This window comes from Flaviflexus equikiangi, assembly GCF_014069875.1.
Lineage (GTDB): Bacteria > Actinomycetota > Actinomycetes > Actinomycetales > Actinomycetaceae > Flaviflexus > Flaviflexus equikiangi.
The window spans coordinates 1,411,430-1,437,018 of the sequence record NZ_CP059676.1 but is presented as its reverse complement, the minus strand read 5'-3'; the positions used below and the strand labels follow the sequence as shown (position 1 = coordinate 1,437,018).

Sequence of the window (25,589 nt, the reverse complement as noted above, 5' to 3'; positions counted from 1 at the left end):
GAACTGCACGAGACTGGGACGTAAGCTACGCGAAAGGAGACATCATGTCCGTGACCTCAGCACTACAGTCCGTTCTCGTCGACCTCATTGATATTTCCCTCCAGGCCAAGCAGGCTCACTGGAATCTGCGCGGGCAGGGCTTCCGCTCCCTGCATCTGCAGCTCGACGAGATCGTCGATCTCGCACGCCGGGCTTCCGACGATGTGGCGGAGCGCATGGCAGCTCTCGATACCGCGCCGGATGGTCGCGCTGCAAGCGTGAGTTCAGACTCGAGTATTGGTGACATCTCGTCCACGTGGATTAAGGTGTCAGACGCCTACGACATTATCGAGTCGAAGCTCCAGACAGCCTCCGACAACATCAAGAAGCTGATCGACAGCGTCGACGAGGCAGATCCGCTCTCGGGAGATCTGCTCATCGGCATCGCGTTCGACCTTGAGAAGCAGGCATGGATGCTGCGGGCAGCATCCATCTCCGATTAAGAGAAGACAAGCAACCGGGCCCCGCAGCTTTCACGAGCTCGGGGCCCAACCACACAGGAGTTCCCATGTCCGATGCGTTCAGCATCTCCCTCGCAGACCTTCGCCACCAGGAAGGGTCGCGGCTCGACTTCCAGCGATCGATACCTGCGCCCGATACGTTCGCGACCGCACTTGTCAGGACCGTCGACACGATCGAGGTGGAAGGGGCGCTCCAGTCCGTCTCCGAGGGTGTCCTTGTCACTGCCACGATCGACTTCGACACGGTCGCTGAATGCGCGCGGTGCCTCATCGACGTGGAGCATTCCGGCCAGTCGGACGTCACGGAACTGTACTTCTATCAGAACCGAGCACAGGCCCTTCTCGAATCGGGTGACGATGAGGTGGAAGAAGCCCCGCTTATCGTCAACGACGCGATCGACATCGAGGCGCTGCTGCGCGACACGATCGTCAGTCAGATGCCGTTCGTCCCGCTGTGCCGTGAGGACTGCCCCGGCCTGTGTGCGGGATGTGGGGAGCGGCTGGCTGACCTGCCCGAGGATCACGAGCACGTCGACACCAGCTCTGACATGAGTCCGCTCGATGAGCTGCGTGCGAAGCTCGTCGCCGAAGAGCAGGGCGAATGAGCCGTTCGAAAGGCCGCAGGAAGGTCAACCCGCCGGCACGGACAGACCGTGAGGTGCTGTTGGAGCGCTGGGGTGTTCAGGTTCGCCCCGATCTTCTCGACCTGTCTCTCACCCACCGTTCCTGGGCCTTCGAGAACGGGGGAGTGCCCACAAACGAACGCCTCGAACTGTTGGGCGACGCGGTGCTCTCCATCATCGTCACGGACAGGATCTTCCATCAGTACCCTGACAAGTCCGAGGCCGACCTCGTTCCCATTCGAGCAGCCGCGGTCTCCGAGGCGCCACTGGCCGAGATCGCGAAACAGCTGGGCCTGGATGAGTTTATTCTCCTCGGCAACGGGGAGCTGGTGACAGATGGTCGAAACAAGCCATCGATCCTTTCCGATACGCTCGAGGCCCTGATCGGCGCCACCTACCTCTCTGAGGGCCTCGATGCGACGAGGAGCGTCGTCGAACGGCTGACAGAGCCTTTCATCATCGACGCGACGAATGCTGGCCCTGCCCTCGACTGGAAGACCTCGATCCAGATGCTCGCGAACGACGGGAAGATGGGCGCCGTGAGCTATGAGATCGTCGGATCGGGGCCTGATCATGCTCGCAGGTATGAGGCGACAGTCATGATCGATGGGAAAGCCTGGGGGACAGGCCAGGGAACCTCCCGAGCGAAGGCGGAGATGTCGGCGGCGGAAGCAGCCTACGAGAAGCTCCGGCGGGCAGTCAATGCCTGAACTCCCCGAGGTTGAGGTGGTCCGGGCAGGCCTGGAGCGCCTCACGCTCGGTGCGACAGTCACGGAGATCACCACCTTCCATCCACGTGCGGTGCGGCGATCAGAAGGCGGCCCGGAGGGGCTCACCGCTTTCTCCGGACGCTCCATCGACAGTGTTGCCAGGCGCGGAAAATTCTTGTGGTTCGACATGGAGGGGATGGCACTCAACGTGCACCTGGGCATGTCTGGCCAGCTCCTCGTCAGTAGGCCGGGAGCCCCTGCCCCCGACCATCCCCATCTGCGCGCCCGCATCGACTTCGCCCACGGGACCGTTATCAGGTTCCTCGACCAGAGAACATTCGGATATCTGCAGCGATCGTCCTTGACAGAGGTCCCCGATGACTTCCCTGCCGGCCAGGGCACGACGTCTCGACTGATCCCCGTACCCGTCGCCCATATCGCACGTGATCTACTCGATCCAGGCTGCGACCTTGTGGCACTCTCGAAGAGAACACGGACGAAGAGGACTGAGATCAAGCGGGCAATGCTCGACCAGACGCTCGTGTCGGGCTTGGGAAACATCTATTGCGACGAGGCGCTCTATCGGGCCCGCATCAACCCGAGACGGAAGACCAACGGGTTGTCCTACGTCCAACTCGATGAGCTGTGGCATCAGTCCCGGGAAGTTCTGAGGGAAGCTCTCTTGGCTGGCGGAACCTCTTTCGACTCCCTCTATGTCAACGTCAACGGAGCATCAGGGTATTTCTCCCGTTCTCTCAACGCCTACGGTCAAGGCGGAAAGCCGTGCGGCCGCTGCGGTACGACCATGAGGAAGATTCAGTTCATGAACCGATCGTCTACGTACTGTCCGATCTGCCAGCCCTTTGCTAGTCGCACTTAGTCTCGTACCGCTGACCAGCAACGACTCGGATCACTGTCCAAAACCGGTCAAATCCACCCAACTCGGTGGTACGTTTCGGAAGTCTCTGGGCTAGAATCGGGCTTATGAGTGAAGCCAAGGTAGATATCAACGTCATGATCATCGACGACCATGAGGTTGTCCGTCGGGGAATTTCGGAGGTCGTGGAACGGGCCGATGGCCTGTCTGTCGTCGCGGAAGCGGGGTCCGTTGAAGAGGCCCTCAATCGTGCGAAAATCGTTCGTCCCGATGTTGCCCTTGTCGACCTGCGCCTTCCTGACGGCACCGGCATCGACATCATCACTCGCCTGGCCAAGGAAGTTCCCTCCGTCCGCCCCATCGTCCTCACGTCCTTCGATGACGATGATGCTCTCGATGAGGCACTTCAGGCGGGAGCGAAAGCCTATCTTCTCAAGTCCGTCCGCGGGGCCGAGATCACCGAGGTTATCAAGGCTGTCGCGGCTGGCCGTGTTCTCCTGGACGAACGGACGCTGACCCGCCGCAGGGCGGACCACGATGATCCCACGGCGGACCTGACGCCGTCCGAACGCAAGGTCCTGGACCTTATTGGGGACGGGCTGTCGAACCGGGAGATCGGGGAACGTCTCGGCGTGGCGGAGAAGACGGTGAAGAACCACATCACCTCGCTGCTCTCGAAGATGGGGCTGCAGCGCAGAACCCAGGTTGCGGCATGGGTTGCCGGCCAGCGTGCCGCCGGGTGGCGGGCCCAGCACTGATCACTGATCAGATAAGAACGTAGAACATGGTGGGGTGGGGGCAGAAGCTCCCACCCCTTAGCCGAGCGGGGCCCACCAGGTCATGACGGCACCGCGCTGATCTCCTCTGGCAAGCTCGAAACCGCCTCCGTGACGCCGAGCCCGGGCCGCAAGGTTCGACAATCCAGACCGGCGGGAGCGTGACGGAGACGGTCCTGAGCCATCATCGACGACGATGATGCGCACCTCGGCAGCGTCGACGCTCACTGTCACGGAGACAGAGGAAGCTTTCGCGTGGCGGGCCGCGTTCGACAGGCCTTCCCTCGTGACAGCAACAATATCGTCGGCGATATCGCCGCCGATCATGTTGTCGATCGTGGACACGGTGTCGTTGTCGATTTCGGACGGCAGTGCTTCACCGAAGAGCGTGATGACGAGAGACGGGGCGAAGCCGAGAGAGGTGCGGGCGAGCGATGCTTCGCGGCGGAGCCGCTCGACGATGACGACGTTCGCGTCCGGTTCTCGGAGCTTGTGAACAATATGCCGAATCTCCTTGACCGATTCGTCAACCGATTCGATTGCCTGGTTGAGGAGAGTGACGATCTCGGCGGGGGCGTCCTTCGACTCCAGGTCCTCCCGGATAGCAGTGATCTGCATCCCGGTTGCGAAGAGCTGCTGGATCGCCAGATCATGGAGATCGCGGCCGATGGCGGCGCGTTCGTCGATCTGGGCGGCAACATCTTGCGCGTGTCGTGCCGATGCGAGCTCGAGGGCCAAGGCGGCCTGCTTCGAGACGGACTCCGCCATCGCAAGGTCCGCGAGATCGAACTCGGGCTGGGTGCGAGAGCGGAGCAGGATGATGACACCCGCACCGACTCCCTGCACCATCATCGGCGCGTAGAGGGCAGGACCATAGCCGCGAAGCGCCGGGATTCTCATGGTCCTCGTGCGCGTCATGGAATCGACCACAACTCCGCTTCCCTCCCGAATGACTGTCTGCGCTCGACCGTCCGGCGGGAACTCGAGCCCGATCATGCTGTCAGCTTCGTACCCGTCTGCGATTTCGCATACCCAGGCATCACCGACCGAGGGAAGGACAATCAGAGCGGTGCAGGATTTCGAGACGACCCTCATCTTCTTCGCGATCAGCTCGAGGGCCTCCTCCTCGTCCGTGCCTTCGAGCAGCGCAGTCGTGATCGCCTGCGATACTGCGATCCAGGCCGCTCGGTCTTCCGATTCGGCATAGAGGCGCGAATTCTGGACGGCGATGGCGGCCGCGTTCGCAAGCATCGTCATGTTCGCGGCATCATCGTCATCGAAACCGCCGGGCTTCTCCGCGAGGTAGAGCCTACCGTAGACCTGTTCATGAATACGGACGGGAACGCCGAGAAAGTTCTGCATGCGAGGGTGATAGTCCGGCCATCCCTCGAACGCCGGATGGCTCATGAGATCGTTGATGATCAGAGGAGCATCGACCGGTATCTGCGCGAAGACGCCGTTGCCGCGCGGCGGATGAGGGAGCCGATCCACTTCGGACATCGACATACCGGTGTGGTGGAAGGCCACCGTCTCGCCGCGTGAGCCGAGAATTCCGAGAGCGGCATATTTCGCGCCGGTGAGCCGACGGGCCGATTCGACAAACTCCTGCAACGCGGATTTCAAGTCGAGGCGGGACGTGAGTGCAAGGGCCGAGTCGAAGAGACCGTCTGTGCTTGCTGCCGTCGCGGGAATCGGATAACCGATCGGTTCCGTCATGCTGTCTCCTCTACCGCCCAGCGGAAACTGGGGCTGCGTTCCATCAGATCATCGTAACGGCCCACGTCCACACCATCATGGTCGACATGAATGATGAGGTCAGCCTTGTGGAGCCCAGTCAGGCGGTGGGTGACGATGATAAGACCGAGATCTGAATCGAGAAGCTCCCCGAGAAGCCGGTCCGCGGTTGCGGGCTCCAGGTGTTCTCCGGGCTCATCGAGAGCGATGATGGGGGCGTTGGAGGCGTGTGCGCGCGCGAGAAGGAGGCGTCGACGCTCCCCACCGGACACCGTGGTCGCATTCGACCCCAGCATGGTGTCGAGGCCCGCTGGCAGCCGCCCGAGCCACGAGCCGAGCCCGGCCCTCTCCAGAGCATCACGCGCTTCGGCTTCGGTGAGATCACGGCGTACGACCCTCAGATTCTCCATGACGGTCGTCTCGAAAACATGGGCGTCCTCTGCGATGAGAATCATCGCGGCCGAGATCGATTCCCGGTCGAGCGACGACACCTCGACCCCGCCGAGGGTGACGCTTCCCGCATGGGGCTCGATCAAGCCGGCAACGGTGGACAGCAGAGTCGACTTACCGATCCCCGAGGGGCCGACGACCGCGATCTTCGTGCCTTTCGCGAGAGTCAGGTCGAACGGTCCCGCCACGTCGGGTCCCCCCGGCCATCCCACGACAAGATCGCGCGCCTCGAGAACAGGCTCCAGATCGGGGGAATGCCTCCTGTTATCCGAGTATTCCTCTCCGAGAAGCTCGGAAATTCGAAGGGCGGCCTGTCCCGACTGGACGAGGACAAGCGCGGCAGGCCCGAGCGCTGCTGTCCCCTCGAACGCGGCAAGGGGCACGAGAACGCACACGGCAAGCTCAACACCGTTGAGAACACCAGCATCCAGTTGGGCCACCCCGATGAGGATGGCCGAGAGGACGGCGATGCCGAGGGCGAGAGTGTCGATCACTGCCGCCCACGCGAGCGGCCGTGCAGCATGATCGCGATGGTGGCGGATGCGGGCCTCTGTCGCGTCGATCGCGTCCTCCATGGCGCGCAGGCGACCGGAGATACGGAGCTCACCCGCACCCTCGAGCAGCGCGAGAGACAGGGCAGAGAGCTCCGCTTCATCCGTGACACGGTTCTGCTCTGCTCGGCGCGCGCCGATCGCGGTCACGGCGGGGCCCGTGACACCCGAAACGAGGAGCGCGATGACGAGTGCGACTGCGATCTGCGGGGAGAGGAACCAGACGATGCCGACTGAGATGAAGGCGGTGAAGAAGGCGATGCAGGCGGGCAGGATTGCCTTGACGACCGTGTCCCCGATCGTGTCGACGTCCGCGCCCGTGCGGGCAAGGAGATCTCCGCGACGGAGAGTCGCCACGGTCGAGTGGGGGGAGCTCGCGAGAGACGTGTAGATGTTCGTGCGAAGATGCCCCATGCCGGCCAGCGCGACGCGATGAGAGGAGAGGCGTTCGAGATAGCGGAAGATCGCCTTGCCGATACCGAACATGCGGACCGATGTCGCGGCAACGGAGAGTTCGAGCACCGGCGGCATCTGCGATGCTCGGGCGATCAGCCAGGCTGAGACGGCGGCCAGTGCAATGGCGCTGCCAAGCCCGAAAGAGCCGAAGAGCACGGACAGTGCGAAGCGACGTCGATCAAGTTCGAGAGCGGCCAGGCAGCGGCGCAGCGCGTCCCGTTCGCGGCGTTCCATCATGATGCGGCGCCTTCCATAGCGGTGACGGTGATGACCTCATCGGCGATATCGAGGAGGGTTTGCCTGTGGGCAATGATGAGGACGGTCTGTCCATTGGCTTGTGCGGCACGGACAGCGGACACGATCTGGTTCTCTGACCGGGCGTCGAGATGTGCTGTCGGTTCGTCGAGGACGAGCAGCGGGCGGCGTTCGCGCAGCGCCCGAGTCAGGGCCAACCTCTGTCTCTGGCCGAGCGATAACCCCACCCCGCCCTGACCGATCGGAGTCTCCCAGCCGTTCGGAAGCGTTGCGAGCACCTCATCGAATCCCGTGAGAGCGGCGGCGGCGTCATCGACACCACCGATATTCTCGGCAACCGTTCCTGGGACGAGTACGGGACGCTGGGGTACCCACGTGATCTGAGACCACCACGAGTCAGGATCGATGGCAGTCAGGGGGACGCCACCGACCGTGACGGTCCCGAAAGTCGGTTCGAGGAGTCCGAGCAGGACGGACACGGTCGTGGACTTCCCCGCGCCGGACGGGCCTTCCAGAGCGGTGATGCGACCGGGGCGGATCACCGCCGACAGGTTCGCCGGGGCGGTGACGCCTCTGCCCTCAGCCTCGACCGAGAGATTCGCAATGACAATGTCGGAATGCGACAGATCGGGGGAGGAGGTGTCCCCGCGGGCTGGGACGGGTGTTTCGATGACGGAGATGGCCTGCTCGGCGGCTGCCAGACCATCCGTCGATGCGTGGTATTGGGAGCCTACCTCTCTCAGTGGTTTGAAGATCTCGGGCGTGAGCATGATGATGACAAGACCAGTGGTCAGGTCGAGATATCCGTACACCATACGGAAGCCAACCTCGACCGCGACGAGGGCAGTCGAGAGTGTGGCAAGGAATTCGAGGACGGTGCCCGACAGGAAGGCGATACGAAGCGCCGCCATCGTCGTCTCGGTGTAGCTCTTCCCAAGTTCGTCGACACGCTTCGCCGGGCCGCGCTCACGGCCGAGAGCCTTGAGCGTCGGCAGGCCTGCGATGAGGTCGAGGACCTGATCTCCGAGACTCGCCATCGCAGCCAGCTTCTTCTGAGACGTATTCTCCGTCATCTTCCCGATAAGGATCATGAAGATCGGGATGATCGGGAGGCAGAAGACGATGAGAATGGCCGAGGGCCAGTCGAGGAGCAGGATGACGATCAGAGAGGCGGGTGTAACGGTCGCCGTCAGCAGAAGCTGGGGAAGATACTTCACGAAGTAGGGCTCGAGGTCGTCAAGGCCACGAGTGGTGAAGGTGACGATCGACGTGGTCTTCGATGCGAGCCAGCGCGGCCCCAAAGCACCCGCCCGGGCAAGCACCTGCCCCCTCAAGTCCGCGATCGTCTCGAGTGCGGCCCGGTGCCCGAACGACTCCTGGACCCACGTGACGAACATCCGCCCGAGGACCACGAGCGCCAGCATGCCCACGAGGGGGAGAGCATCTGAGAGATCCGCGGTCCCATCGATGACGGGGGAGATGGCGAGCGAGATGAGGAAGCACTGCGCGATGATAAGCGCCGCGGAGATGATGCCCGTCAGGGTGACGAGAGCGACGTATCGTCGTGCGGGAGCGGCGTGGGACAGCAGTTTCGGATCCAGGGGCTTCACAAGGCTCACTTTAGTTAAAAAGGTGGGCGCGACCGAACCGGTCGCGCCCACGCTTCGAGGTGTTTAGAACATTGACCTGTTGTAGACACCGGGCAAGCCCGCCGCCTTGTCAGGAAGGTCATCGACCGAGATCCTCTTCGAGAACACTTTGTAGGACCAGATCGAGTAGCCGATGATGATCGGCACGAAGACGAGCGCAGCGAAGGACATGATGATCTGCGTCGGTCCCGTCGCAGAGGCCTGCTCGATGGTGAGCGAGTATGCAGGGTCGATCGAGGACTTCATGACGTTCGGAGCCATCGCGATGAAGATGAAGGCCACCGCGCTGGCAATCGCGACGAAGTTCGCAATGAAGGCCTTGAGCTCGTCACCCTTCTGGGCGAACAGTGCGGTTGCCGCAAGGCACAGGGCGGCAATAGCCAGCGGAATCCACGACCACATGCCGGATGCGTATGCGAGCTGAGCCCACAGTGCCCAGACGGCCGTGACACCGAGGGAGATGAGGGACAGGCGTGCAGCGTACTTCTCTGCCCGAACCTGCAGCTCGCCCGATGTCTTGAGTGCGATGAAGATCGCGCCGTGCGACAGGAACAGCGTCAGGGTGACGAGCCCGCCGAGGATCGTGAACGGTGTCAGCAGGGAGAAGAACCCGCCGGTCAGGTGGTGGGTGAAGCCGGCAGCCTCAGCGGCAGAAGCCGTTTCGAGCACTCCCGCCGGCACGACCTCCCATGTCTGGGTGGCCGGATCGATAATGTCGATCACCTCGATCTCCATGCCCTGGACGAGGTTCGCGAATGCGACACCCCAGAGAATGGAGACGAGCCACGCTGAAGCCGTGTGGACGATATCCCAACGGTTGCGCCACTGCTCATCATTGATCTTCCCCCGCCATTCAAGCGCGCAGATGCGGACGATGAGGAGGACGAGGATGAGGGCGAGAGCGAGATACATTCCGGAGAACATGGTCGCGTACCACTCGGGGAAGGCGGCGAAGGTGGCGCCGCCAGCGGTCAGGAGCCACACTTCGTTGCCGTCCCAGTGGGGGCCGATCGTGTTGAGAGCGACGCGTCGCTCCTTCGGGTTGCGGGACATCGTCGTGTACAGCATGCCGACGCCGAAGTCGAAGCCCTCGAGGGTGAGGTAGCCGGCCCACAGGACGGCGATGAGGATGAACCAGAGAATAGGTAGGAAGTCCATTGTTCTCTCTTCTTAGTAGATGAAGCTCAAGGGCTGGTTTTCGTCGTCCGGAGCGGGTGCCTTCTCGCCCGTCAGGTCGATGCCTTCAAGCGTGTAGCGCCGAACGAGGAGGAACCAGATCACACCCAGGACTGCGTAGAGCAGGGTGAACGTGATGAGAGTGCCGAGAACCATGCCGGGGCTCGTCACCTGGGAGACGCCGTAGTCGGTGAGGAGCATGACTCGCTCGACACCGCTGAGGTTGGGTGCGACCACCCAAGGCTGACGCCCCATTTCCGTGAAGATCCACCCGAAGGATGAGGCGAGGAACGGCATCGGGATGGCGAAGAGTGCGAACTTCGCCCAGGTCTCGGACTCCCAGATCCGGTCCTTGCGGGTGTACCAGAGGCCAGCCACAGCAAGAATGACGGGGAAGATCAGGAGACCGATCATGGCGCGGAACGAGTAGTACGTGACGACGAGGTTGGGACGGTAGTCGTAGTCCTCGCCGTGCAGGTCGGCGAACATCTCCTGGTACATTTCCTGGACGTCGTTGACACCCATCACTTCGGACTCGGGGCCCGTGAAGTGATTCGTCGCCAAGAAGGACGTGACGAAGGGGACGTCGAGGATGCGGGTGACGTTTTCGCAGTCGTTCGAGAAGTCGCCGATTGCGAACAGTGAAAGCGGTGCGCCCTGTTCGGTGTTGCACTGTGCTTCCGCGGATGCCATCTTCATCGGCTGCTGCTCGTACATGAGCTGGCCCTGGTAGTGGCCGGTCAGTCCGACCCCGGCAGAGGCGATGAGGATCGTGACGAAGCCGAGGCGTGCGGCAGACCGCCACATGTCGGGCTGGCCGTCCAGCTTCATCTTCGTGGAGCGGACCATCCACCATGTAGCGATACCGGCGACGGCGGTGCCTGCCACGACGAAGGAGGCCGTGATCGTGTGCGACGTTGCTGCAATGGCCGTGTTGTTCGTGAGGACCTCGAGGAAGCCCCCCACTCCGTCGAGCTCGGCGCGGCCGGTTTCCTCGTTGTAGACCGCACCCACGGGATGCTGCATGAACGAGTTCGCGGTGAGAATGAAGTAGGCGGACACGTTGACGCCGATGGCGACGAGCCAGATGCAGAGGGTGTTGAGCTTCGCGCTCATCCGTCCCCTGCCGAAGACCCACAGGCCGAGGAACGTGGATTCGAGGAAGAACGCTGCCAGAGCCTCGAAGGCGAGAGGTGCGCCGAAGATGTCGCCGACGAAGCGGGAGTACTCCGACCAGTTCATGCCGAACTGGAACTCCTGGACGATGCCGGTGGCAACCCCCAGCGCGAAGTTGATGATAAGGATCTTGCCGAAGAAGTCGGCCAGTTTGAGCCACTTCTCCTCACCGGATCGCAGCCACTTGGTTTGCATGATCGCAACCAATGGGGCCAGGCCGATCGTCAGTGGGACAAGGATGAAGTGGTAGACGGTCGTGATGCCGAACTGCCATCGCGCTAGGTCGAGAGCTTCCACCTGGATTCCCTTCCGATTGTAGATATATGAACCAAATCTAGGACCCCGGTAGACAGGCGGTAGGGACCAAGGTCCCAATCCTCGACACGGTGTCGTAAAAAGTCTAGCGGCGGCTTCTCGGTACCGTCTGCAATGAGCGAAACGTCGCCGAATCTCAGGGCCGATGGGAGCGCTCAGCTCGATGTTTGCCGGTGCCGGGACTTTCGTCACTTTCGGGTTGCCGGGGTGTCGCGTGTCGAGCATGATCGCCCTGATCACGCCACCTGAGCTAAAGTATGAGAGAATTCGTTGAAGGCTTTGCGGGCACGGACCGCATAGCCGACGTTGCATGTGTTGAGCGCCGCCGACCAGGCGTGCTGCCGAAATATCAACGTAGAAGAAGCTTCCGCCGCAGCGACGGCGATATACGTGGGAAGGCTTCCGTGCCGTCTTTCCGGACAGGAGTCCCGATGACCGAAGAACAGTCCGACAGTACGACAGAGACAACAAAGCCGAAGGCGCTGCCAGCGACCTATCTCCTCTTCCAAGAGCCAGACCCCACGCACGTCGTCCGCCGTCCGGTGCGTCAGGAGGACCGCCGGCCCGCCAAGCAGGTCGACGAGAATCCCGAACACGACGAGGATGATGAGCGTAAGCCTCGCAGGCGCGGATCGCGCGGCCGCGGACGGTCAACCGAGGTCGACCAGGCCGAGGAGACGACCGAATCCGCAGACGATGCCGCAGCTGATCAGGCTGAGGACGACCAGGAAAGCGAGCCGCAGACGCGGACGCGGACTCGTACCCGATCCTCGCGCTCCTCGCGCGCGTCCGACGAGGGCGAAGCGAATTCAGATGACACGGATGACGACGACTCGGCTCCCGAGTCCTCGGACGATGACGAGCTCGGCACGACGACGAGGCGGCGCCGTCGCAGGCGGTCCACCTCCTCGGACGAGGTGACTGCCCTCAAGGGGTCGACTCGACTGGAGGCGAAGAGGCAGCGGCGTCGCGACGGGCGTGAAGCCGGCCGCCGTCGTCACTCCATCACCGAGTCCGAGTTCCTCGCACGCCGCGAGGCAGTGTCCCGGAAGATGCTCGTCCGCGAGCAGGACGGTCTCAACCAGATCGCCGTCCTCGAGGACGACATCCTTGTCGAGCATTACGTAGCACGTCACACCCAGGTATCGATGGTCGGCAACGTCTATCTCGGCCGCGTCCAGAACGTCCTCCCGTCCATGGAGGCCGCCTTCGTCGATATCGGCAAGGGCCGCAACGCGGTGCTCTATGCCGGAGAGGTGAACTGGGAGGCTGCGGGACTCGAGGGCAAGCCGAGACGTATCGAATCGGCGCTGAAGTCCGGTGAGTCTGTACTCGTCCAGGTGACGAAGGATCCGATCGGGCACAAGGGTGCCCGCCTGACAGCGCAAATAACCCTCGCAGGCCGTCATCTCGTCCTCGTGCCGTCCGGTGCCATGACCGGGATCTCCCGCAAGCTTCCCGATAGGGAGCGCCAGCGGCTGAAGAAGCTCCTCAAGGAAATCGTTCCGCCCGAGCACGGCGTGATCGTGAGGACAGCCGCTGAAGGCGCGACAGAGGACCAGCTGCGCAAGGATGTCGAGCGCCTCACCCGCAAGTGGGATGATATCCAGGCGAAGATCAAGAGCGCCAAGTCCGCTCCCGCACTCCTCAAGGGTGAACCTGAGTTGGCCGTCCGCGTGGTGCGTGACGTCTTCAACGAGGACTTCGAATCTCTCTACATCCAGGGCAAGAACACGTACGCCACGATCAAGGAATACGTCCACGAGCTCTCCCCGGAACTCGATGATCGCGTCCACAAATGGGTCGAGAACAAGGATATCTTCACAGATGCTCGAGTCGATGAGCAGCTCTCGAAGGCGATGGATCGCAAGGTCTACCTGCCCTCCGGCGGCTCCCTCGTCATCGACCGGACAGAGGCGATGACAGTGGTGGACGTCAACACCGGGCGCTTCACGGGTTCGGGCGGAACACTCGAAGAGACAGTCACAAAGAACAATCTCGAAGCCGCTGAGGAGATCGTCCGCCAGCTGAGGCTTCGTGACATCGGTGGCATCATCGTCATCGACTTCATCGACATGGTCCTCGAATCGAACCGAGACCTCGTCCTGCGCCGACTCATCGAATGCCTGGGCCGCGATCGCACGCGCCATCAGGTCGCAGAGGTGACCTCGCTGGGACTCGTCCAGATGACACGTAAGCGTGTCGGCCAGGGACTCGTCGAAGCGTTCTCGTCAACATGCGAGCACTGCGAAGGCCGCGGCTACAACATTCACACGCACGCCGTCGAGAAGGGTGAACCAACGCCCAAGAGCAAGCCGGCGAAGCAGCCACCGGCCCCGGCGCCGGCAGCCGCTCCGTCGCCCGCCGCTGATGATGATCCGGCTAAGCGAGAAGAGGTCAAGACCGCTCTCGCCTCGATCGCAGCAGCCGCCGCACAGCTGCATCGTGACGAGAATCCGGAGGAGGCGCCGAAGCAGACCCGGCGCTCGAGAGGATCACGCGGCTCACGCGGAGACTCATCGAATCGCTCCAATCAGTCCAAGAAGTCTCGCGATGTCGTCGATTCGGCGCCCGAGAGCACCCCTGAACCGGTCCGCCGCGACGTCGAGAAGCCCGTCCAGACGGGCAGGATCACACCGGTCCAGGCGCAGACCGCTCCCGTCCAGCACGCGGAGCAGAAGCCGGCTGTGCAGCCTCAGGAGCGCAAGTCGCGCCGCGTCGCATCATCCGGAACGATCGTGACAGGCTCATCCGGCCCCGCTATCATCGTGGCGGAGAAGCCCGCAAAGAAGCCCGTACAGGCTCCTGCCAAGGCCCAGCCGAAGGTTGAGAAGACTCAGCCCGAGCCGAAGCCGGTCGATGAGACGCGGAAGAAGCGCCGCGTCGCCTCGTCGGGAACGATCATCCCGGCTTCCGGCTCGACGCCCGCCATCATGAGCTTCCCCGTCAAGTAGTGCTGAAAACCACAGCACAAACTCCTGTCCAACACGGGTTCAGGCTTGGTCAGACAAGACCGAGTCCCGTAGGATAGGACGTCGGTGCCTAACCCGGGCACAAGACTTTTATGTCCGCATACGTCAACCAGAGATGAGCAACAACGTGGCTTACGCGATTGTCAAGGCTGGCGGCCGCCAGGAAAAGGTGTCCGTCGGCTCCATTGTCGTCATGAACAAGATCGAGGGCGAGGCCGGTGACAAGGTCGAGCTTGAGCCGATCTTGCTTGTCGAAGGCGATAAGGTCATCACGTCTGCGGACGGAATCTCCGCAACCGTGACCGGTGAGATCGTCCGCGCCGAAAAGGGCCCGAAGATCGACATCATCAAGTACAAGAACAAGACCGGGTACCGGAAGCGCATGGGCCATCGCCAGCAGCTCACCCGCGTCAAGATCACCTCGATCGCTTAAACCAAAGGAGCTGAACCATGGCAACCAAGAAGGGTGCATCCTCAACTCGCAACGGTCGCGACTCGAACGCACAGCGCCTCGGCGTTAAGCGCTTCGGCGGCCAGCTTGTCAGCGCAGGCGAGATTCTCGTCCGCCAGCGCGGCACCAAGTTCCACCCCGGCAACAACGTCGGCCGCGGCAAGGACGACACTCTGTTCGCCCTCGCCACCGGCACTGTCGAGTTTGCCACCCGTCGCGATCGCAAGGTCGTCGACATCGTTCCGGTTTCCGCCTGAGCTAAAGTTTTTTCAGGATGGGGTGGACGGCTCTAGGCCGTCCACCCCATCTGCCATATTTGGAGGTAACGATGGCGACATTCGTTGACAGGGTTGTTCTACACGCACAGGCGGGGAATGGCGGCAACGGTTGCGTCTCGGTGCGCCGTGAGAAGTTCAAGCCGCTCGGCGGTCCCGACGGGGCGAACGGCGGCAACGGCGGCGATATTATTCTCAAGGTCGACTCGCAGGTCACAACACTGCTGAGCTATCACCGCTCACCCCACCAGAGCGCGCCCTCCGGGAAACCGGGGGAGGGTGATCTCCGTATCGGCAAGAGCGGAGAGAACCTCGTCCTCGGTGTGCCCAGCGGCACCGTCGTCAAGAGTCTCGACGGCGATGTGCTCGCCGACCTTGTCGGCGTCGGGACGGAATACGTCCTCGCGAGGGGCGGTCACGGCGGTCTCGGCAATGCCGCGCTTGCCTCGCCGAAGCGCAAGGCCCCCGGTTTTGCCCTCCTCGGTGATCTCGGCGAGCAGGTGTCGGTTGTCCTCGAGCTGAAGTCCGTCGCCGATGTCGCTCTCGTCGGCTTCCCATCGGCAGGGAAATCTTCCCTCATCGCCTCCATGTCCGCTGCGCGTCCCAAGATCGCCGACTACCCGTTCACGACGCTCGTCCCGAATCTCGGCGTCGTCGATGCCGGGGGAGTCCGCTACACGATCGCCGACGTTCCGGGCCTGATCCCCGGGGCGTCCGAGGGCAAGGGTCTCGGACTCGAGTTCTTGCGCCACATCGAACGGTGTGCCGTGATCGTGCACGTCCTTGACTGTGCGACGCTCGAGCCCAATAGGGATCCGCAGACCGATCTCGACATCATCGAGAACGAACTCTCCATCTACTCGCAGCAGATACCCCCGACTCACGGACACGTGCCGCTCATGGAGCGACCACGACTCATCGTCCTCAATAAGGCTGATGTGCCGGAAGCCAAGGAGCTTGCCGAGTTCGTCGCGGAGGACCTGCGCACCACGTACCCGGTGCACGTTGTATCTGCAGTGTCCCGCGAGGGCCTGCGGGAGCTGTCTTTCGCTCTCGCCGCACTCGTCGAAGACGTTCGAGCAAGCCAGCCCGAGGAGGATCCTGCTCCGATCGTCATTCGGCCAGTTCCCCGTGGCAAGCGACAAGACTTCGTCATCAACAAGCTCGGCGGCACCGGCGGACCGCTTTACCAGGTTGTTGGCGAGAAGCCCGAGCGGTGGGTCCGCCAGACCGACTTCGCCAACGATGAGGCCGTTGGATACCTCTCTGACCGCCTCGCAAAGCTCGGTATCGAGGACGAGCTCGCGAAAGCGGGCGCCTTGGCCGGCGATCCCGTGGTGATCGGACCCGTCGACGGCGGCGTCGTCTTCGACTGGGAGCCCACCATGGCGACCGGTGCGGAGCTTCTCGGCCCGCGCGGCAGCGATCTTCGCTTCGAACAGACAGACCGGCCGACCCGACGCGATAAGCGCGAGTCCTTCTACGAGAAGATGGACGCGAAGGAGGCCGCACGTCAGGAGCTGTGGATGGAGAGGGACTCGGGTGTCTGGACGGATCCTGACGCATGATGAAGAGGGCGCTTGCTAACAGGGCACTGGTATCGAGAGCCCCCCGATTCGTCGTCAAGATCGGTTCGTCCTCTCTGACGAACCCGGACGGCACGCTCAATCGCGACAGGCTCGACTCACTATCGGAAACGTTGGCGAACGCCTACGACAGGAATCAGCGATTCGCGCTCGTCTCCTCGGGTGCTGTTGCCGCCGGCGTCGGTCATCTCGGCATCGCGTCACGTCCCTCCGACATGTCGGGGCTCCAGGCCGCGGCCATGGTGGGACAGCCGCATCTCATGAAAGAGTATGCGGAGCGCTTCGCGCGGCGCAGCATCGGGATCGGCCAAGTGCTGCTGACCGCCGACGATGTCATTCGTCGGAGCCACTATCGAAATGCCAGGCTGGCACTCGAGAAGCTCTTTCAGCTCGGCATCATCCCGATAGTCAACGAGAACGATGCTGTCGCAACCTCGGAGCTGAGGCTGGGGGACAACGATCGCCTAGCGGCCCTTATCGCGCACCTGATCAACGCCGATTTCCTGCTCCTGTTGACAGACGTCGACGGTTTGTACTCTGGACCTCCATCAGAGCCGGGATCGCGCCCGATCAGATTTGTCGGGGACATGAGCGAGCTGCAGAACTATTCTATCACCGGGCGCGGGAGCGCTTTCGGGACGGGCGGAATGTCGACGAAGGTGACCGCTGCTCGGATGGCAACGGCGTTCGGTATCCCGACGATCGTCACGTCAGCCGATAACCTCGGTGCCGCTCTCGAGGGCGAAGCCGTCGGCACATGGTTCGCTGCGACGGGCAACAAATCCAATGCTCGAGCACTCTGGATCGCGCATGCTGCCCAGACGAGTGGACAGGTGCGTCTCGATAGTGGAGCTGTTGCGGCTCTCGAGTCCGGCGGGAACTCGCTCTTGGCAGTCGGTATCACGGACGTCGTCGGGACCTTCGACCCGGGGGACCCGATCGACATCATCGGTCCGGGAGGGGACCTCGTCGCCAAAGGTCTTGCCGGCTGGGATTCGGAGAGCCTGCGCGAAGCTGCCGGCAGGTCCGGAGTGGGCCGCGCGGCCGTCCATGTCGACGATATGGTTCTCCTGCGACATTGAATCGGCACACTCGATCCACAAATGTCTAATTTAGTCCCGGGTAGGAGTATCCTGGTCTTACACGGTCATAGCACCAGCGCACGGATCCAGCCAGCGTCGTAAGACAAGGACCAGGGCGTTTGAGCGGATTGCCGTGTCGGTACCGGGTCTACTCCCTGACGGGTTGTTGACTTGGTCACTGGGAAAAGTTTGTGCAATGATTAAGTTAATCGTGTGACAGTTCCTCCTTAAACGCTATGTTACGGGCAGAACTTGAATCACGACGTCGGTAATGGTGCCGATGAATCAACTTGATGTCCAAGGGAGGACACACATGTTCAACGCTAAGCGCGCCGTCTCGCTCATGACAGTCGCCGCTTTCGCACTTGGCGGCCTTGCCGCCTGCGGATCCGACGGCGGAGACGATGAGGGCTCGGTCTATTTCCTCAACTGGAAGCCCGAGTCAGAGGAGACCTACAAGGAGATCGCCAAGGTTTACGAAGAGGAGACCGGCGTTCCGGTCAAGGTCGTGACAGCCGCCTCCGGTACGTACGAGCAGACATTGAAGTCGGAAGTCACGAAGTCCGACGCTCCGACACTCTTCCAGATCAACGGCCCGATGGGCCTGAAGAGCTGGCAGTCCTATGCACTCGAACTCGATGACACCGATTTCGCCAAGGATCTCAACGATCCGGGCCTCGCGCTCAAGGGAGAGGACGGCAAGGTCTACGGTGTGCCCCTCGCCGTCGAAGGCTATGGCCTGATCTACAACCAGGCGATCTTCGACGACTACTTCGCGCTCGATGGTGCGAAGGCTTCATCGGTCGACGAGATCGACGGCTTCGACAAGCTCAAGGAAGTCACTGACGACATGCAGGCCCGCAAGGACGAGCTCGGCATCGACGGCGTTTTCGCCGTGACGTCGCTCGCCTCCGGCGAGGACTGGCGCTGGCAGACCCACCTTGCGAACATCCCCGTCTTCTACGAGTACCGCGACGAGGGTGTGACCGACATGCAGGAAATCGGTTTCACCTACAGCGACAACTACAAGAACATCTTCGACCTGTACCTGACCAACTCCACGGTTGAGCCGGCGCTGACCCCCTCCAAGACGGTCACCGACTCCATGCAGGAGTTCGCAACCGGCAAGGCCGCGATCGTCCAGAACGGCAACTGGGCCTGGAGCCAGATCAAGGACATCGAAGGCAACGTCGTCGCCGAAGAGGACATCAAGTTCATGCCGATCTACACCGGCGTTGAAGGCGAAGAATCCATGGGCATCAACGTCGGCACCGAGGCATTCATGGCCGTCAACGCCAAGGCATCTGAAGCCGATCAGCAGGCGACGATCGACTTCGTCAACTGGCTCTTCAGCTCTGAGACCGGCATGACCTACGTGACCGAGGATCTCGGATTCATCGCTCCGTTCAAGGCGTTCGGCGATTCCACCCCGAACGATCCGCTCGCGATCCAGATCAGCACCTACCTGACGAACCCCGACCTTGAGGCGATTCCGTGGGTCTTCACGACCTTCCCGTCGCAGCAGTTCAAGGAAGAGTTCGGTCAGTCGCTTGCTCAGTACGCGTCCGGCAACATCGAATGGGATGAAGTGACTGACACCTTCATCACCTCCTGGGCCCGCGAAAAGGCCAACCTCGGCTAATAGCCATTGATGCCGGGGCGGGTGATTCCGCCCGCCCCGGCTACTCAACGTTCAAGCGTCTCGACGGCGCTTTACAGCGGGAGACGGACACCGATGCAAAGAACACTGAAGAAATACTTCCCCATATTCGTCGCGCCAACAGGCCTTGCCTTCATGATCGCGTTCCTGTTGCCGTTCTTTATAGGTATCTACCTGTCATTCTCATCGTTCACGACGATCACTGACGCGGAGTGGGTCGGACTCGCCAACTACCAGCGGGCACTGGAAGAGAATCAAGGATTCACGAGTTCCTTCACGTTCACTCTCCTCGTCGTGACGGTCTCGATACTCACCGTCAACCTGTTCGCCTTCGCCATCGCGCGCATGCTCACGCAGAAGCTTCGCGGCACCAACTTCTTCCGCTCAGTCTTCTTCATGCCGAACCTGATCGGCGGCATCGTGCTCGGCTACACGTGGCAGTCGATGATCAACGCCGTTCTCGCAAACTACGGGACGACGATCGTGTCCAACTGGGAATACGGGTATGTCGGTTTGATCCTTCTCATCAACTGGCAGCAGGTCGGCTACATGATGATCATCTACATCGCAGGCCTCCAGGCTGTTCCGCCGGAGCTGACCGAAGCGGCCGAGATCGATGGCGCTAGCAGGTGGCAGATCCTGCGGCATGTGACGATCCCCGTCATCATGCCGACGATCACGATCTGTATCTTCCTCACGCTGTCGAGTTCATTCAAGCTCTTCGACCAGAACCTCGCGCTCACCAATGGTGCGCCCCAGTCGAAGACCGAAATGGTTGCTCTCAACATCGTTAACACAATGTTTGCCCGAGTCGGGCAGGAAGGTGTAGGCCAGGCCAAGGCCGTCATCTTCGTCATTATCGTTGTCGCCGTCGCATTCCTTCAGCTGCGAGCTACACGAACCAAGGAGGTCGAGGCATGAGCGCGGTTATCGAAACAGTCGAATCATTCGACGGTCAGGTCCCCGAGAAGAAGGGCAATCCTGATCCAAGCCGGAAGCAGCTCGGTGCGCGCAAGGGCTTCTACTACGTTGTCCTATGCCTCTTGGTCGTCGTCTTCCTCGGGCCCATTCTGTTCATCATCATCAACTCGTTCAAACAGAAGTTCTCGATCAGCTCCGACCCCTTCTCGCTCCCACTGGGCGACATGTGGGCAGGGCTGTCGAACTACACGACAGGTCTTGAACGGACCGGCTTCTTCGAGGCGATCTTCTGGTCGTTCCTCATCACGGTCACATCCGTCGCCACGATTGTCCTGCTCAGCGCTATGACGGCGTACTACATCACGCGCGTCAAGACGTGGTGGACGTCGATGCTCTACTACATGTTCGTGTTCTCGATGGTCATCCCATTCCAGATGGTCATGTTCCCGACCGTCAAGATCGCCGACATGCTGAGCCTGGCCAATCCTGCAGGCATGGTGGTGCTGTATCTCGGCTTCGGCGCAGGCCTGTCCGTCTTCATCTTCTCCGGCTTCGTGAAGTCCATTCCGCTCGAGATCGAAGAGGCTGCCTACATCGACGGCTGTGGACCGCTCCAGAACTATTTCCGGATCGTCCTTCCGATTCTCAAGCCGACAACCGTGACGGTCGCGATCCTCAACGCCATGTGGATCTGGAACGACTACCTTCTGCCATATCTCGTCATCGGCCTCTCCACCCGATACAAGACGATCCCCGTGGTGGTGCAGATGCTGGTCGGCTCCAACGGCAACCGGGACATGGGCGCGATGATGGCAATGCTCGTCCTTGCGATCATTCCGATCGTCGTGTTCTACCTGTTCTCGCAGAAGCACATCATCGAGGGCGTCGTTGCCGGCTCGGTCAAGGGCTGACCGTATGGCAGGGTGGCTTGCACCCGATTCGAAGTTCTACAACGGGTTGGTGTCCGTCACGGACACCATCATCGTCAATGTGCTGCTTCTGATCTTCAGCCTTCCAGTCGTGACCGCCGGCGCAGCACTTGCCGGCGCTCACGCGGCCCTGCTCAAGCAGGTCCGGGAAGAGGGATCGTCGCCCGCCAAGGCGTTCTGGACCGGCTTCCGCACGTCGTTCGCCCGGGCAACAATCGTCTGGCTTCTCATCCTCCTCGCGTTTCTCGTATCGGCGTGGGAGATCTGGGCCATTCGTCGCATGGACTTGGGTGCAGCCGGGACGGCGGCCACGGTGGTGGCGTTGACGGGGGTCGTGCTCGTCGTGTGCTTCGCGATCTGGTTCTTCCCCCTCATCAGCCAGTCAGAGAAGCCGCTCGCCGATGTCGCAAAAAGATCGGCGATTCTCGCTATTGGATACCTCCCTCGCACGCTCGTGTGCCTCGCGACTCTCGGCGTTCAGCCTTTGCTTCTTTACATGAATGTGGACATCATCGCCATCCTGATCTTCGCGAATATGGTGATTCTTCCTGCGGCGACTCTGTACGTCCATGACCTCCTCATCGAGCGGCAGGTCTCGGCAAATTTCTAGGCGAATGAAAGTCCCCATGCCCTCGGGTATGGGGACTTTCTCATGCTCACACCAGTCGATCTCACCTACTGGGCGGGCGTGTCTTGACATACGGACCCGAGCTCGTGTTATTCTGGCGGTGGTCCAGAGAACCAGCAGAGAGCCCCGGCTAGCTGGTCGACAACCCCTCACGTGCGAGGGGTGCCCCGGGTGACGACCAGGCCTTACTTGGCAAGCGAAGCACCGTCCGCGGTGGAGAGCACGAAGGAAAATATCATGACATTCACGAATAACACCCAGACGACACGGCATTCTGCCCCCGTATCGGCTCCGTTCCGACTTCGTCGAATGTTTATGTGGCATAAGTCCATGGCCTGATCCGGCCAACGAGATCTGCCCGGGAAGCATCCCGCCTCGCTTTATGCACCTTCACTCAGCTCCATAGGGAGCCCATTTGCTATACCCAAGGATCAGAAGATGACTATCCAACTGCCATCATCGTCACAGTCACGGCTCAGTTTCAAAGTCCCCTCTATCAGCATCGACCTGTCCTCCCTCGGCGTTGAGGTGTTCGACAGCTCATCAGACTTCGGCGAGGACTTTCCCGTCGAGACGTGCAACCTTCCAAGACTCGCCTCGATGACAAGCGCCGCGCTGAGCGATGGTCTCGCAGCGGTGACGCTCGGCTCGAGCTTCCTCCTCCGTTCAGACCTTCACTTGCGAGACTGCCGTCTCGACGCAGTGCGTGCCAGCGTCAAGCTCACATCGAAGATCACGGGCCCCATTTTCGCTTCGGTGACAGCCGACTCGGTAGGAGAGGCCGCGCTTGAAGCAGTCAAGGACACGGGTGTCGGGCTGGAGATTCTCGTCACCGGCGATGACCTCGGCCCGGTTATCAGCCTGATCGCGGCGGCGCACAGGGACGGTACGCCCGTGACTGTCGCCCTGACGGGTGAAACAGCGTCCCGCATCGATCTCACGGCACTCGGCAGTGTGCTCGATCGGGTCCGCCTGCGCGAGGCAGACCCTCATTCAGCCCGCGAAATCCGTTACTCACTGCGCTCGGCCGCTCTCGAGCAGGGCCGGGATCTCCAGGTCGTCTCCGACCTTTTCATGATCGTGTCCGGTTGCGCGATGGATGCGGAGGAACGCGCGAACCTTATCTCGGCTATCGGTGCCGATCGGTACGCGGAGGGCGCCGCGCGGGTCCTCGGAACCGTCCACGACGTTGCCGATCACATCGAGTCGTGGACAGATCTCGGCGCGGCAGACGCGTTCACGATCCTGCCCGGCTCACTGCCGACAGATCTCGCGTCCACCGTCTGCGGCGTGCTTCCTCTCCTGCGTGCGCGCCGAAGCGCGGAAAGCGCGGAGTAACAGAAAGCGCCGAGTAAGCACGACGAGAAGGGGGAGCAGTTCAATGTGCTCCCCCTTCTGCCACGCCAGCGTTAGTTCCCCTGCTGCTCTGCGATCTGTGCGCGCACAGCATCCATGTCGAGCTTCTGCGCCTGACCAACGAGGTCCTCGAGCGCCGAGGCCGGCACAGCGCCTGCCTGTTCGAAGATCTTGATGCCGTCACGGAAGACCATGAGGGTCGGAATCGACATGATCTGGAAGCTCTGCGCGAGCTCCGGCTCAGCCTCGGTATCGACCTTCCCGAACGTCACGTCCTCATGCTTCTCAGAGGCAGCCTCGAACGTCGGAGCGAACTGGCGGCACGGGCCGCACCATTCTGCCCAGAAGTCGAGGAACACGGTTCCTTCTTTCACGGTGTCGGTGAAGTTGTCCTTCGTGATCTCGACGGTCGCCATGTCTCACAATCCTTCTCTAGTCATCTTTCGTGATACAAGGCCTGTAACGGGGTGGACCTTCGTTTAATTCCCTATACGCTTACTCTCATGACGAACACGAGAGATGACGTTCGAGAGCTTGCAACGAAGGCGCGCGGCGCCGCCAGGGTTCTCCGCAGCGCGTCAACGACGACGAAGAATGCGGCGCTGGCCGCGATCGCATCAGCACTTGAGGCCCACGCACCGCGGATTGTCGCGGCCAATGAGCGCGATATTGCCAAGGGCGTGGCGAACGGGCTGACGGAGGCCCTCGTGGACCGTCTCACTCTGACGAGCGAGCGTATTGCCAACATCGCGGACGCGGTCCGCGATGTTGCGGCGCTCCCGGATCCCGTCGGTGAGGTGGTTGTCGGCCGTACGCTTCCGAATGGTTTGACCGTGCGCAACGTGAGAGTGCCGATGGGAGTGGTGGGCATGATCTACGAGGCCCGCCCGAATGTGACGGTCGATGCGGCGTGCTTGGCACTGAAATCCGGCAATGCTGTCCTCCTTCGCGGCGGCAGCGCGGCCGAGGAGACGAACGAGGTGCTCGTGTCTCTCATGAGGGACGCCGTCGAATCCGTCGGCATCCCGGCGGATGCGATCGCGTCCGTCGATCAGTGGGGGAGAGAGGGCGCGACGGAGCTCATGAAGGCGCGCGGCTATATCGACCTCCTCATTCCGCGCGGAGGTCCGGGCCTCATCCAGTCCGTGGTCATGAACTCGACCGTTCCCGTCATCGAAACAGGGGTCGGCAACTGCCACGTGTTCATCAACGCTGATGCCGATATCGATCGTGCCATCGCGATCACCCTCAACTCGAAGACGCACCGAACGGGCGTGTGCAACGCGGCCGAGACGCTTCTCCTGCACCGGGACTTCCCGGGCGCTGCAGAAGTTCTCACCGCACTTTCCCAGCGGGGCGTCACCTTGCACGCCGATGCTGGCGCGAAGACCATCGCACACGCAGTGGGTATTGATGTGCTTGATGCGACGGAGGACGATTGGGATCGCGAATACTTGTCGATGGACATGGCGGTCGCGATCGTCGATTCGGTGGATGCGGCGATTGAGCATATCGGTGTCCACTCCTCGGGCCACACTGAGGCGATCGTGACCGATTCGGTCGCTGATGCGAACCGCTTCGTCGCGTCGATCGATTCGGCTGCTGTCATGGTCAATGCCTCGACCCGTTTCACCGACGGCGGGGAGCTCGGTCTCGGTGCTGAGATCGGCATCTCGACTCAGAAGCTGCACGCGAGGGGTCCGATGGGGCTTGCTGAGCTCACGACGACGACGTGGGTTGTCGAAGGTGCGGGGCATGTCCGCTAGCGGCTTTCCCGTCACGGCCGAACATGACCTCGCGTGGATCGAGGCACCTCACCCGAACGATAATCTGAGGCGCAGGATCGGGATCATGGGCGGCACCTTCGACCCGATTCATCACGGCCACCTCGTCGCCGCCTCGGAGGTGCAGCACCGGTTCGGCCTGGATGAGGTGATCTTCGTGCCGACAGGGGAGCCGCCTTACAAGCAGGAGCGGGAAGTATCCCCTGCAGAATACCGCTACCTCATGACCGTTATCGCAACGGCGTCGAATGCTCGGTTCTCCGTGTCCCGGGTCGACATCGATCGGGCAGGTCTCACCTACACGATCGACACTCTTCGGGACTTGAGAGAGATCTATCCTGACGACGAGTTCTTCTTCATCACCGGCGCCGATGTTCTTCCCCAGATTCTTGGATGGAAGGATGCTCCTGGTTTGTGGGACCTTGCGCACTTCGTCGGTGTCAGCAGACCCGGCCACACCATTGCCTCGAACGGGCTCCCCGAGAATCGCGTCACCGTCATCGAGGTGCCAGCCATGGCGATCTCGTCGACGGACGTGCGTGAGCGCGAGAAGATCGGCGTCCCTATCTGGTATCTCGTGCCGGATGGTGTGGTCCAGTACATTCGAAAGTATGGGCTTTACTCGCCCAGCCGCATTCCTCGCGTGTCACAGCCCGCTAGGGCGGCACGGCAGCGCGCGGGACGATAGACTGATCTG

General features: G+C 61.8%; 23 protein-coding genes and 1 riboswitch. Of the genes, 17 read left to right on the top strand and 6 right to left on the bottom strand.

Annotated elements, in window-relative coordinates; genetic code table 11:
• Positions 1-50: 50 nt before the first annotated feature.
• The 5 genes from H2O75_RS06740 (at position 51) to H2O75_RS06720 (ending at position 3,468) form a co-directional block, all read left to right on the top strand.
• The gene (locus H2O75_RS06740) at positions 51-482 is read left to right on the top strand and encodes a Dps family protein (RefSeq protein ID WP_374971572.1); all 432 of its coding nucleotides are present in this window, start codon (positions 51-53) and stop codon (positions 480-482) included.
• A gap of 65 nt (positions 483-547) precedes the next feature.
• Positions 548-1,105 carry a YceD family protein gene (locus tag H2O75_RS06735; protein ID WP_182169970.1) on the top strand — a complete coding sequence of 186 codons (558 nt, stop codon included), beginning with the start codon at positions 548-550 and terminating at the stop codon, positions 1,103-1,105.
• Entirely contained in the window at positions 1,102-1,833 is a 732-nt protein-coding gene (gene rnc, locus H2O75_RS06730; protein ID WP_182169968.1) for a ribonuclease III, read from the top strand. Before H2O75_RS06735 ends, rnc begins: the two co-directional genes overlap by 4 nt.
• Positions 1,826-2,713 carry a bifunctional DNA-formamidopyrimidine glycosylase/DNA-(apurinic or apyrimidinic site) lyase gene (mutM, locus tag H2O75_RS06725; protein WP_182169966.1) on the top strand — a complete coding sequence of 296 codons (888 nt, stop codon included), beginning with the start codon at positions 1,826-1,828 and terminating at the stop codon, positions 2,711-2,713. The genes rnc and mutM overlap by 8 nt, the downstream gene beginning before the upstream one ends.
• A 134-nt stretch (positions 2,714-2,847) precedes the next feature.
• Positions 2,848-3,468, top strand: a complete 621-nt coding sequence (locus tag H2O75_RS06720; protein ID WP_220462835.1) for a response regulator — start codon at positions 2,848-2,850, stop codon at positions 3,466-3,468.
• A gap of 57 nt (positions 3,469-3,525) precedes the next feature.
• On the opposite strand, the gene H2O75_RS06715 is transcribed toward H2O75_RS06720, so the two are convergent.
• The 5 genes from H2O75_RS06715 to H2O75_RS06695 form a co-directional block, all read right to left on the bottom strand.
• Positions 3,526-5,202: a GAF domain-containing sensor histidine kinase gene (locus tag H2O75_RS06715; RefSeq protein WP_182169962.1), complete on the bottom strand. Its 1,677-nt coding sequence runs from the start codon at positions 5,200-5,202 to the stop codon at positions 3,526-3,528.
• A complete protein-coding gene (gene cydC / locus H2O75_RS06710) occupies positions 5,199-6,914 on the bottom strand; it encodes a thiol reductant ABC exporter subunit CydC (RefSeq protein ID WP_182169960.1) in 1,716 nt (571 codons plus the stop codon). The genes H2O75_RS06715 and cydC overlap by 4 nt, the downstream gene beginning before the upstream one ends.
• On the bottom strand, positions 6,911-8,542 hold the full coding sequence (cydD, locus tag H2O75_RS06705) for a thiol reductant ABC exporter subunit CydD (RefSeq protein WP_182169958.1): 1,632 nt from the start codon (positions 8,540-8,542) through the stop codon (positions 6,911-6,913). Before cydD ends, cydC begins: the two co-directional genes overlap by 4 nt.
• A 63-nt stretch (positions 8,543-8,605) precedes the next feature.
• Positions 8,606-9,739 (bottom strand): cytochrome d ubiquinol oxidase subunit II, encoded by a 1,134-nt coding sequence (cydB, locus tag H2O75_RS06700; protein ID WP_182169956.1) that lies wholly within the window; start codon positions 9,737-9,739, stop codon positions 8,606-8,608.
• A gap of 12 nt (positions 9,740-9,751) precedes the next feature.
• A complete protein-coding gene (locus tag H2O75_RS06695) occupies positions 9,752-11,230 on the bottom strand; it encodes a cytochrome ubiquinol oxidase subunit I (protein WP_182169953.1) in 1,479 nt (492 codons plus the stop codon).
• 449 nt (positions 11,231-11,679) lie between these two features.
• Here H2O75_RS06695 and H2O75_RS06690 point away from each other — a divergent pair, with 449 nt between their 5' ends.
• The 10 genes from H2O75_RS06690 to H2O75_RS06645 all read left to right on the top strand — a co-directional run bounded on the left by H2O75_RS06690 (position 11,680) and on the right by H2O75_RS06645 (position 23,090).
• A complete protein-coding gene (locus H2O75_RS06690; RefSeq protein WP_259365215.1) occupies positions 11,680-14,202 on the top strand; it encodes an Rne/Rng family ribonuclease in 2,523 nt (840 codons plus the stop codon).
• A gap of 133 nt (positions 14,203-14,335) precedes the next feature.
• Complete coding sequence (rplU, locus tag H2O75_RS06685; protein WP_182169947.1) at positions 14,336-14,653, top strand: 50S ribosomal protein L21; 318 nt, start codon at positions 14,336-14,338, stop codon at positions 14,651-14,653.
• Positions 14,654-14,670: 17 nt separating this feature from the next.
• Complete coding sequence (gene rpmA, locus H2O75_RS06680) at positions 14,671-14,928, top strand: 50S ribosomal protein L27 (RefSeq protein WP_182169944.1); 258 nt, start codon at positions 14,671-14,673, stop codon at positions 14,926-14,928.
• 71 nt (positions 14,929-14,999) lie between these two features.
• The gene (gene obgE / locus H2O75_RS06675) at positions 15,000-16,514 is read left to right on the top strand and encodes a GTPase ObgE (RefSeq protein WP_182169941.1); all 1,515 of its coding nucleotides are present in this window, start codon (positions 15,000-15,002) and stop codon (positions 16,512-16,514) included.
• Positions 16,511-17,614: a glutamate 5-kinase gene (gene proB / locus H2O75_RS06670; RefSeq protein WP_182169939.1), complete on the top strand. Its 1,104-nt coding sequence runs from the start codon at positions 16,511-16,513 to the stop codon at positions 17,612-17,614. The genes obgE and proB overlap by 4 nt, the downstream gene beginning before the upstream one ends.
• Positions 17,615-17,927: 313 nt before the next feature.
• Positions 17,928-19,256 (top strand): ABC transporter substrate-binding protein, encoded by a 1,329-nt coding sequence (locus H2O75_RS06665; RefSeq protein WP_182169936.1) that lies wholly within the window; start codon positions 17,928-17,930, stop codon positions 19,254-19,256.
• A gap of 93 nt (positions 19,257-19,349) precedes the next feature.
• A complete protein-coding gene (locus tag H2O75_RS06660) occupies positions 19,350-20,195 on the top strand; it encodes a carbohydrate ABC transporter permease (protein ID WP_182169933.1) in 846 nt (281 codons plus the stop codon).
• A complete protein-coding gene (locus H2O75_RS06655; RefSeq protein WP_182169930.1) occupies positions 20,192-21,106 on the top strand; it encodes a carbohydrate ABC transporter permease in 915 nt (304 codons plus the stop codon). The genes H2O75_RS06660 and H2O75_RS06655 overlap by 4 nt, the downstream gene beginning before the upstream one ends.
• 4 nt (positions 21,107-21,110) lie before the next feature.
• Entirely contained in the window at positions 21,111-21,734 is a 624-nt protein-coding gene (locus H2O75_RS06650; RefSeq protein ID WP_182169927.1) for a MusI family membrane protein, read from the top strand.
• A 120-nt stretch (positions 21,735-21,854) separates the two neighbouring features.
• Positions 21,855-21,957: riboswitch (SAM riboswitch) on the top strand.
• 233 nt (positions 21,958-22,190) lie between these two features.
• A complete protein-coding gene (locus H2O75_RS06645) occupies positions 22,191-23,090 on the top strand; it encodes an LLM class oxidoreductase (protein ID WP_182169924.1) in 900 nt (299 codons plus the stop codon).
• A gap of 71 nt (positions 23,091-23,161) precedes the next feature.
• Here the strand turns inward: H2O75_RS06645 and trxA are convergent, their stop codons facing one another.
• Positions 23,162-23,524 (bottom strand): thioredoxin, encoded by a 363-nt coding sequence (trxA, locus tag H2O75_RS06640; RefSeq protein ID WP_182169921.1) that lies wholly within the window; start codon positions 23,522-23,524, stop codon positions 23,162-23,164.
• 87 nt (positions 23,525-23,611) lie between these two features.
• Here trxA and H2O75_RS06635 point away from each other — a divergent pair, with 87 nt between their 5' ends.
• Together H2O75_RS06635 and nadD are read left to right on the top strand one after the other, a co-directional pair.
• The gene (locus H2O75_RS06635; protein ID WP_182169918.1) at positions 23,612-24,874 is read left to right on the top strand and encodes a glutamate-5-semialdehyde dehydrogenase; all 1,263 of its coding nucleotides are present in this window, start codon (positions 23,612-23,614) and stop codon (positions 24,872-24,874) included.
• Positions 24,864-25,580 (top strand): nicotinate-nucleotide adenylyltransferase, encoded by a 717-nt coding sequence (gene nadD / locus H2O75_RS06630; protein WP_182169914.1) that lies wholly within the window; start codon positions 24,864-24,866, stop codon positions 25,578-25,580. The genes H2O75_RS06635 and nadD overlap by 11 nt, the downstream gene beginning before the upstream one ends.
• The last annotated feature ends 9 nt before the right edge of the window (positions 25,581-25,589 follow it).